Consider the following 9,080-nt stretch of genomic DNA (forward strand, 5'->3'; position numbering starts at 1 on the left):
CTAAAAAATCCAAAATTGCTAAGGAACAAAAGAGAGAACGCTTAGTAGCACAATATTACGAATTGAGAAAAGCATTGAAAGAGCAAGGAGATTATGAAGCATTACGCAAATTACCTAGAGATGCTTCACCGACAAGACTGACACGCAGATGCAAAGTAACTGGCCGTCCAAGAGGGGTGCTCAGAAAGTTTGAAATGTCACGTATTGCATTTAGAGAACATGCGCATAAAGGTCAAATACCAGGCGTAAAAAAATCAAGTTGGTAATTTCAGACTTTAGTTCATTTACATTTAAGGTAAAAGCATGTATATTAACTATTGGTAAAGATAAATTAAATGTCATTGTTCGGAAATAACTATCGTATGTATAAGTATTTTCAGTTATAGTTATGAATTTCATTTGAAAATCTTACCTTTAAATACTATTTTATTAATAAATGTTAGGGGTTTATTTAATTATGAAGATATTTGATTACGAAGATATACAGCTTATTCCAAATAAATGTATTGTAAATAGTCGTTCAGAATGTGATACTACTGTGAAATTTGGACCAAAATCATTTAAATTGCCAGTGGTACCTGCAAACATGCAAACAGTAATGAATGAGACGTTAGCAGAATGGTTCGCTGAAAATGATTACTTCTATATTATGCATAGATTTGATGAAGAAGCGCGTATACCATTTGTTAAGAAAATGCATGATAAAGGGTTATTTGCTTCAATCTCAGTTGGTATCAAAGAGCGTGAATTTGATTTTGTTGAAAAATTAGCACATGAGAATGTGATTCCTGAATATATAACAATTGATATCGCTCATGGTCATTCAGATGCTGTCATTAATATGATTAAACATATTAAAAAGCACATACCTGAAGCATTTGTTATCGCTGGTAACGTTGGTACTCCGGAAGGCGTACGTGAACTGGAAAATGCTGGTGCAGACGCAACTAAGGTTGGTATTGGACCAGGTCGTGTTTGTATTACAAAAATTAAGACAGGTTTTGGCACAGGTGGTTGGCAATTAGCCGCGTTGAACCATTGTAGTAAAGCTGCACGAAAACCAATAATAGCTGACGGAGGAATCAGAACACACGGTGATATTGCTAAATCAATTCGTTTTGGTGCATCAATGGTTATGGTAGGATCACTGTTTGCTGCACATGAAGAATCACCTGGTGAAACCGTTGAATTAGATGGAAAAATGTATAAAGAATATTTTGGTAGTGCGTCTGAATTCCAAAAAGGTGAACACAAAAATGTTGAAGGCAAAAAAATGTTTGTTGAGCATAAAGGTTTATTGAAAGACACATTAATTGAAATGCAACAAGATTTACAAAGTTCTATTTCATATGCAGGTGGCAATGATTTAAATTCATTGACTAAAGTGGATTATGTTATAGTAAGAAACTCAATCTTTAATGGAGATAGAGACTAATAAACTAGTGGGTGTAAAAAATTAAACGATTTTTATTATATGTAATTGTATTTCTTTGTATAGTTTTAATTACTCCAATCAAAGCATTTACACCTTTAGAAAATTTACAGCAACAATTTAAAGCAAAAGTAGATAGTTGGTCTTCTTCTGAACAGTCACAAACTGAAAATGCTTTAAAAGTACCTGATGAGCAAGAATTTGCTTTGAATAACATTCAAATGAATATGTCAAAAGATGAAGTTGAAACAAAACTAGGTAGGGCAAAACGTGTTACTTCAAATGAATATGGTACGCAATGGTATACTTACTATTCGGAGAATTATAAGCGTTTTATTATGGTAAGTTATATTAAAGGTAAAGTGAACGGACTATACAGTAATCAAAATGTTATTTCTTCAAAATCTAAAATCAAATACAACACTCCTAAAGATATAGTTAGAGAACGATTAGGTGATCCGATAACTGCAAAACGCAAAGGTCATTTAAATATAGACGTTCGCGATAATGAATTTGACAATTTTAAAAAAGACAACATTTACACGACTGCTTTTTATGACAAACATAATGACAATAATCTTACTGCGCTACTATTAGTAAGTGAAAAAATGGAGAATAGACTTCAAAATCAATATGCAACACCATCGCGTAATTTAGCAAAAGGTTTTGAACTGCAAAACCTTGATTTGGTCAATGCTGAAAGAGTACAGCATGGGTTAAATACGTTAGATTATTCGACGGCTATCTCTGATACAGCACGTAAACACAGCACTGATATGGCTGAGAATAATTATTTTGACCATAATAATCAATCTGGTGATTCACCATTTGATAGATTAGAACAAGATGGCCATGATTTTAATGCAGCTGGCGAGAATTTAGCTTATGGTCAACCAAGTAGTATTTATGCTCATCAAGGATTAATGAACTCTTTAGGCCATAGAAAAAATATCCTTAAAGATGAATTTAGTACGTTAGGTGTCGGTGTTGATTTTAATGAACACAAACAACCTTATTGGACTGAAAATTATACGGGATAGTGTTTATACATTGTTGAAAAGGGTATCTGTATTCTGTGAGGATGAGGTATTATGACAACAAATAAAAAAGATCAAACAGAAGATATACTAGAAAAAGTAAAAGATGTTTTAGAAAAAAATGATAATAAATAAGAGGCTACGCTCTAAGCGTAGCCTCTTATTTATGGAGAGTGTCTTTATCTATAAAATTAAATTTCTCTAAATAGGCCGACAACTTTACCCAACACAGCAACTTGATCTAAATAGATTGGCGACATTGTACTGTTTTCCGGCTGTAAACGGTAACGTGTTTTTTCTTTGTAAAAACGTTTGACTGTAGCTTCATTCTCTTCTGTCATGGCTACAATAATATCACCATTTTCAGCAATCGTTTGGCTTCTTACGATAACTTTATCTCCATCCAATATTCCAGCTTCAATCATGCTATCACCAACAACATTTAAGATGAAAATATCACTGTTATGTGTAGATGTAAAATGCTCAGGTAACGGAAAATACTCTTCAACATTTTCGACAGCAGTGATAGGTATACCTGCTGTTACTTTACCGATGACTGGCACGTGGATTGTGGATTCCATATTTACAGTTTCACCTAATTGTTCGGTAACGATTTCGATTGCACGTGGTTTAGTTGGATCTCTTTTTATATAACCCTTTTCTTCTAATCTAGAAAGATGTCCATGCACAGTTGAACTTGATGCTAAACCAACAGCTTCACCAATCTCTCGAACACTTGGCGGATAACCCTTTGAATGAACAGTATGCTTAATATATTCAAAAATTTCATTTTGTCGCTTAGTTAATTCTCTCATAATAGGCACTCCCTACGTTAATTTATTTTTATTATAGCATGTATTATTAACGTTTACAAACGTTTGTTCGTTTTCATATTGACAGAGAACAGATGTTCTGATAAAGTATAGCTACAAACAAACGTTCCTAGGAGTGACTTATATGTTTAAACTATATATATATCAAATCAAACCTTATATTGCAGTATTGTTAGCTACAATGGTTTTATGTACTGTATTCATATTGACTGCTTATTATAATACCGAATCAGAACAGACGTACGAAATGACAGATCATCAAATGACAAATGTTTCTACAAAAGACGAACAGTATCAAATGAACTCAGATGAAAAAAGCGAACGGACACTTAATCAATTTTTAGCTAAAGCCAAATAAAATATTAAGCTACTTTTATTGTGAAAGTGAATTTGCTTAGGAAATTGATAAAATAAGCGTAACTATTTAGTTTCGCTTATTTTTTTGTTATATTTTCTATATTATGAATTACGGAGGTTTATTATGGCGAAAAATGATGCCGTAGATATTAAGCGTATAAATGAGTTAGCAAAAAAGAAAAAAGAACAAGGGTTAACTGAATCTGAATCAAAAGAGCAATCGAAATTAAGGAAGGCATATTTAGATTCTTTCCGAAAAAGCTTTAAAAAACAAATTGAAAGTACAAGAGTTATTGATCCCGAGGGCAATGATGTAACACCTGAAAAGGTGAAAAAAATATTAGATTCTAAAAATAAAAAAGATAATAACTAAATCAATTTTTTGTTAAATAAATACTAAATAAGGTATAATAGTACTGAAACTTGCTATAAGAAAGGAAGTCATTTAGATGAATAAAGAAAAAGATCAATTAGCAATAGATACGATAAGAGCTTTAAGTATCGATGCTGTTGAGCAAGCAAACTCAGGTCACCCTGGATTACCAATGGGAGCTGCTCCAATGGCATATACTTTATGGACACGCCACTTAAATTTCAACCCCCAATCAAAAGATTTCTTTGATAGAGATCGTTTTGTATTATCTGCAGGGCATGGTTCTGCGTTGCTTTATAGTTTATTACATGTTTCAGGTAGTTTAGAATTGGATGAATTAAAACAATTTAGACAATGGGGTTCAAAAACTCCAGGTCATCCAGAGTTTAGACATACAGATGGTGTTGAAGTAACAACTGGACCATTAGGACAAGGTTTTGCTATGTCTGTAGGTATGGCGATGGCTGAAAAACATCTTGCTGGTAAGTTTAATAAAGAAGACGCTAACGTAGTAGACCACCATACTTATGTGATAGCTTCTGATGGGGATTTAATGGAAGGTATTTCGCATGAAGCTGCATCATTAGCTGGTCATAACCAATTAGATAAGCTTATCGTGTTATATGATTCAAATGATATTTCTTTAGACGGTGATTTAAACAAAGCATTTTCTGAAGATGTTAAAACACGCTTTGAATCATATGGTTGGGAACATATTTTAGTTAAAGATGGTAATGATATAAATGCTATCGATAATGCTATTAAAGAAGCTAAAGCTTCTGATGTACCAACAATTATCGAAGTAAAAACAATCATAGGTTACGGCGCACCAAACAAACAAGCTTCTCATGGTGTACACGGAGCTCCATTAGGTGAAGAAGAAAGAAAATTAGCATTAGAAAACTATGGTTTGGATCCTGAAAAACGCTTTAACGTACCTGATGAAGTATATGAAATTTTCCAACAAACAATGTTGAAACGTGCTAATGAAAAAGAAGAAAGCTGGAATAAACTTGTTGAAACATACAATGAAAAATATCCAGAATTAGCAGAATCATTTAAGTTAGCAATCAGTGGTGAATTACCAACGAACTACTCTGATGAATTGCCAGAATTTGAAGCAGGACATAGTGGTGCTTCACGTGCAGATTCTGGTGAAGTCATTCAAGCACTTAGTAAAACAGTGCCTTCATTCTTTGGTGGCTCAGCTGACTTAGCAGGTTCAAATAAATCAAACGTTAAAGATGCGGTTGATTTTGATAAAGATACACCTGAAGGTAAAAATATCTGGTTTGGTGTACGTGAATTTGCAATGGGTGCTGCAGTGAATGGTATGGCAGCTCATGGTGGTTTACACCCATATGGAGCAACTTTCTTCGTCTTTAGTGACTATTTAAAACCAGCACTTCGTTTATCAGCAATCATGGGATTAAATTCAACGTTTATTTTTACGCATGATTCAATTGCTGTTGGTGAAGATGGTCCTACACATGAACCTATCGAACAATTAGCTGGTTTACGTGCAATTCCAAACATGAATGTTATTCGTCCAGCAGACGGTAATGAAACACGTGTAGCTTGGGAAGTAGCGATGGAATCAGAAAGTACGCCTACATCTTTAGTACTAACGCGTCAAAACCTAACAACAATGGATTTACCTAAAGAAACTGTTGAAGAAGGTGTACGTAAAGGTGCTTATGTGGTGTTTGAATCAGATAAAGATCCAGAGTTCTTATTATTAGCTACAGGTTCAGAAGTTAATTTAGCTATTGAAGCTGCTAAAGATTTAGAAGGACAAGGTAAAGGTGTACGTGTTGTATCAATGCCTAACTGGCATGCATTTGATCAACAATCAGATGAATATAAAGCATCAATATTACCATCTTCAATTACAAAACGTGTAGCTATAGAAATGGCATCATCATTAGGTTGGCATAAATATGTAGGTACTGAAGGTAAAGTTATTGGTATTGATGGATTTGGTGCAAGTGCGCCTGGTGATTTAGTAGTTGAAAAATATGGTTTCACTAAAGAAAACGTCCTAAATCAAATTCAATCGTTCTAATCATTTGTATAAAAGATAGCTAATATTTTGGTATGAGAGCAATTGTTCTCATACCAATTTTTATTTATAAATAAAAAATTGGATTATATTTACAAACTGAAATTATAATTGATATAATACATAAGGTTGGAAATATAAATGAATTGAGTCACTCTTGAAAAGGAGTGCTTATTTTAGTAAAATGCATTAGGATAGGAAAGTGGGTGAAACAATGGCAACTTGGTTAGCAATTTTATTAATCGTGTTAGCACTTATTCTAGGATTAGTCGGTGGATTTTTCCTTGCGAGAAAATATATGATGGATTATTTGAAAAAGAACCCGCCAATTAATGAAGAAATGCTACGAATGATGATGATGCAGATGGGTCAAAAACCATCTCAAAAGAAAATAAATCAAATGATGACAATGATGAATAAAAATCAAGACGACGCATTCAAGAAGAAGAAATAACGTCTTGTGAAGGCTGATGATTACTACCTACTAGTAAATCGTCAGCTTTTTTGGTTTGAACAAATACCTATTATATTTAAAAAATGAGAATATAATCTAGGTTCGGTCATATAAATGTGATGGTGCTTAATTTTGCTATTTGCAAACCATACTATAATGATTCGAAATTTTATAGATGGATTAAGTTTTTTTAAATGGGCATTAAAATAATTAAAGTGATAGTGAATGTAATTTATTTTTTAAATATTCAGTAAATATTTGATTGTAAAATCATATTTGTTATAATTTGTATATATAAGGGAGGTATTAATAAGTGAAGAGTGCTTATGACATGGAAGATAAAGAAGTTTTAGATCGACTAGCAAATATGCATATTAACTTTTCTACTGATGAAGCTTTCAAAGAATATCACAATGCGATGCAAATGCATGATATGAATTATCTTAGATATACTTTAGAAAATGCATTGTCAGCTTGTGATACAACACGCGCTATTTAAATAGCAATGAATAAGATAAGTCTGAAACAAGGCTTATTTTATTTTGAGTAATTTTCTATCAATACCTCCCGACGTTGACATTAATCATTTGATATATACATAATTGAATTTTGAAATCTACAAATAAGGCTAAATAACATGTTATACAGATCAAATGAAACATATTAAAATTACTGAATGTTAAATAGTAAAATGATATACTATTTTAGGTGGAGATTTAGCCAGTAACATAAAGAAGGTGTAAGCATGTTATATTTAGTTTTTTCTATAGTTGTAGCTTTTTTAATGGGTATTGGGGTAATCGTTGTAAGAATGAAGGCGCAACAATATCCAGTAAATGAAAAGAAAATTATTTTACCGCCGTTTTTTATGGCAACAGGTGCATTAATGTATGTTGTTCCTTATTTCAGGTTAACAGGTATGGAAATGATAGAATGCATTATATTAGGCGTGCTTTTCTCAACGATATTGATTTGGACGTCTCGTTTTGAGACATACGGTAGTGAAATATATATGAAGCGTTCTAAAGCTTTTCCTATTATTTTAATTTCGCTATTGTTGATTAGAACGATTATAAAAATATTTATTAGTAATAAAATAGATCCAGGTGAAATTGCTGGCATGTTTTTCTTACTAGCATTTTGTATGATTGTACCTTGGAGGTTGGCTATGTTATATCAATATAAAAAAGTTAAGAAAACATTAATTAAATAAGCGAAATATGTAATAATACTAGTGTAATTGAATATGCTTGATACAAAAGGCTACTAAATTTCCTTAAAAATCACGGAATTTAAGTAGCCTGTTTTATATTTTGAGAAATTACTTGAGTATTAAGTTGGAGTGTTATATCATAAAATCGAACGGATGTTCTATTAGGAGTGATAGAATGAAAATTATACATACAGCTGATTGGCATTTAGGTAGGATTTTGAATGGAAAATCTTTACTGGAAGACCAATCACATATATTAAACCAATTTATAGATAAAATGAACGACGAAAAACCAGACGTAATCGTAATAGCAGGTGATTTATACGATACAAGTTATCCGAACAAAGCAGCAATTCAGTTATTAGAAAATACAATTAATACGTTAAATTTAGAAATGAACATACCTTTAGTGATTATAAGTGGAAATCACGACAGTAAAGAACGGTTAAATTATGGCTCAAAGTGGTTTGAAAAATCTCAACTTTATATTAGAACCTCATTAGAAGATATGTGTTATCCTATTTCGATTGGAAATATTGATTTTTATACATTACCATTTTCTACTGTGAATGAAACAAGTTATTTTTTTAATGATAAAACGATTGAAACGCATCAACAAGCCGTGAATAAATCAATAGAATTTATAACGCAGAATATAAATGAAAATAAAGTGAATATGTTGGTAGGTCATCTCACAGTCCAAGGAGGTATTCGCAGCGAATCTGAAAGAGCATTGACAATTGGCACTGTTGAATCAGTTGCAGAAAATTCATTCCAGCAATTTGATGCAGTATTGTTAGGCCATTTACATCATCCATTTAGTATAAATTCGAATGTTATTCATTATAGTGGTTCTTTATTACAATATTCTTTTTCAGAAGCTACACAACCTAAAGGTTATAGGGTAATTGAAGTGATAGATCATAAATTAAAAAATAAATTTAAACCATTAACACCTTTAAGGCAATTAGAAGTCATTGAAGGAGACTATGAAGATGCTATCCAAGAAAAATTAGACATAAAAGATAAAAACAATTATTTACATTTTAAGCTTAAACACATGTCACATGTTAGTGATCCTATGATGCATTTGAAACAAATTTATCCAAACACGTTGTCACTTACCAATAGTTCGTTTGAATTTAATACCCCGTTACATCATGAAAATATAGAAATACAAAAATTAGATGATAAAACAATTATTAATAAATTTTTTGAAAATATGACGGATGAAACATTAACGAGCATTCAAAATAATAAAATTGGTAAAGTTTTAAATCATCTACTTGAAGGAGATCAGACTAAATGAGACCTTTAAC

At 31.9% G+C, this 9,080-nt stretch carries 11 protein-coding genes; 10 read left to right on the forward strand and 1 reads right to left on the reverse strand.

Annotated elements, in window-relative coordinates; translation table 11 throughout:
• The 3 genes from rpsN to CD150_RS09855 form a co-directional block, all read left to right on the forward strand.
• A partial coding sequence (rpsN, locus tag CD150_RS09845) for a 30S ribosomal protein S14 (RefSeq protein WP_103161548.1) occupies window positions 1–266 on the forward strand: 266 nt, incomplete at its 5' end.
• 191 nt (window positions 267–457) lie between these two features.
• Window positions 458–1,435, forward strand: a complete 978-nt coding sequence (gene guaC / locus CD150_RS09850; protein WP_070658475.1) for a GMP reductase — start codon at window positions 458–460, stop codon at window positions 1,433–1,435.
• Between the two features lie 20 nt (window positions 1,436–1,455).
• On the forward strand, window positions 1,456–2,472 hold the full coding sequence (locus CD150_RS09855) for a CAP domain-containing protein (protein ID WP_073342213.1): 1,017 nt from the start codon (window positions 1,456–1,458) through the stop codon (window positions 2,470–2,472).
• A 188-nt stretch (window positions 2,473–2,660) separates the two neighbouring features.
• Here the strand turns inward: CD150_RS09855 and lexA are convergent, their stop codons facing one another.
• Entirely contained in the window at window positions 2,661–3,284 is a 624-nt protein-coding gene (lexA, locus tag CD150_RS09860) for a transcriptional repressor LexA (RefSeq protein ID WP_064209003.1), read from the reverse strand.
• Window positions 3,285–3,426: 142 nt separating this feature from the next.
• On the opposite strand from lexA, the gene sosA reads away from it, so the two are divergent.
• The 7 genes from sosA to sbcD all read left to right on the forward strand — a co-directional run bounded on the left by sosA (window position 3,427) and on the right by sbcD (window position 9,070).
• Window positions 3,427–3,660, forward strand: a complete 234-nt coding sequence (gene sosA, locus CD150_RS09865) for a DNA damage-induced cell division inhibitor SosA (protein ID WP_064209002.1) — start codon at window positions 3,427–3,429, stop codon at window positions 3,658–3,660.
• Between the two features lie 123 nt (window positions 3,661–3,783).
• Window positions 3,784–4,032 carry a DUF896 domain-containing protein gene (locus tag CD150_RS09870; protein WP_103161544.1) on the forward strand — a complete coding sequence of 83 codons (249 nt, stop codon included), beginning with the start codon at window positions 3,784–3,786 and terminating at the stop codon, window positions 4,030–4,032.
• A 76-nt stretch (window positions 4,033–4,108) separates the two neighbouring features.
• Window positions 4,109–6,097: a transketolase gene (tkt, locus tag CD150_RS09875; protein ID WP_103161545.1), complete on the forward strand. Its 1,989-nt coding sequence runs from the start codon at window positions 4,109–4,111 to the stop codon at window positions 6,095–6,097.
• 211 nt (window positions 6,098–6,308) lie between these two features.
• Window positions 6,309–6,548, forward strand: coding sequence for a YneF family protein (locus tag CD150_RS09880; protein ID WP_019467986.1), 240 nt, complete (start codon window positions 6,309–6,311; stop codon window positions 6,546–6,548).
• Between the two features lie 313 nt (window positions 6,549–6,861).
• Complete coding sequence (locus CD150_RS09885) at window positions 6,862–7,047, forward strand: hypothetical protein (protein WP_046208562.1); 186 nt, start codon at window positions 6,862–6,864, stop codon at window positions 7,045–7,047.
• A gap of 246 nt (window positions 7,048–7,293) precedes the next feature.
• Window positions 7,294–7,761 (forward strand): CcdC family protein, encoded by a 468-nt coding sequence (locus tag CD150_RS09890; protein WP_073342209.1) that lies wholly within the window; start codon window positions 7,294–7,296, stop codon window positions 7,759–7,761.
• Between the two features lie 175 nt (window positions 7,762–7,936).
• Complete coding sequence (sbcD, locus tag CD150_RS09895; RefSeq protein ID WP_073342207.1) at window positions 7,937–9,070, forward strand: exonuclease subunit SbcD; 1,134 nt, start codon at window positions 7,937–7,939, stop codon at window positions 9,068–9,070.
• Window positions 9,071–9,080: the final 10 nt, after the last annotated feature.

This window comes from Staphylococcus ureilyticus (assembly GCF_002902235.1).
GTDB lineage: Bacteria > Bacillota > Bacilli > Staphylococcales > Staphylococcaceae > Staphylococcus > Staphylococcus ureilyticus.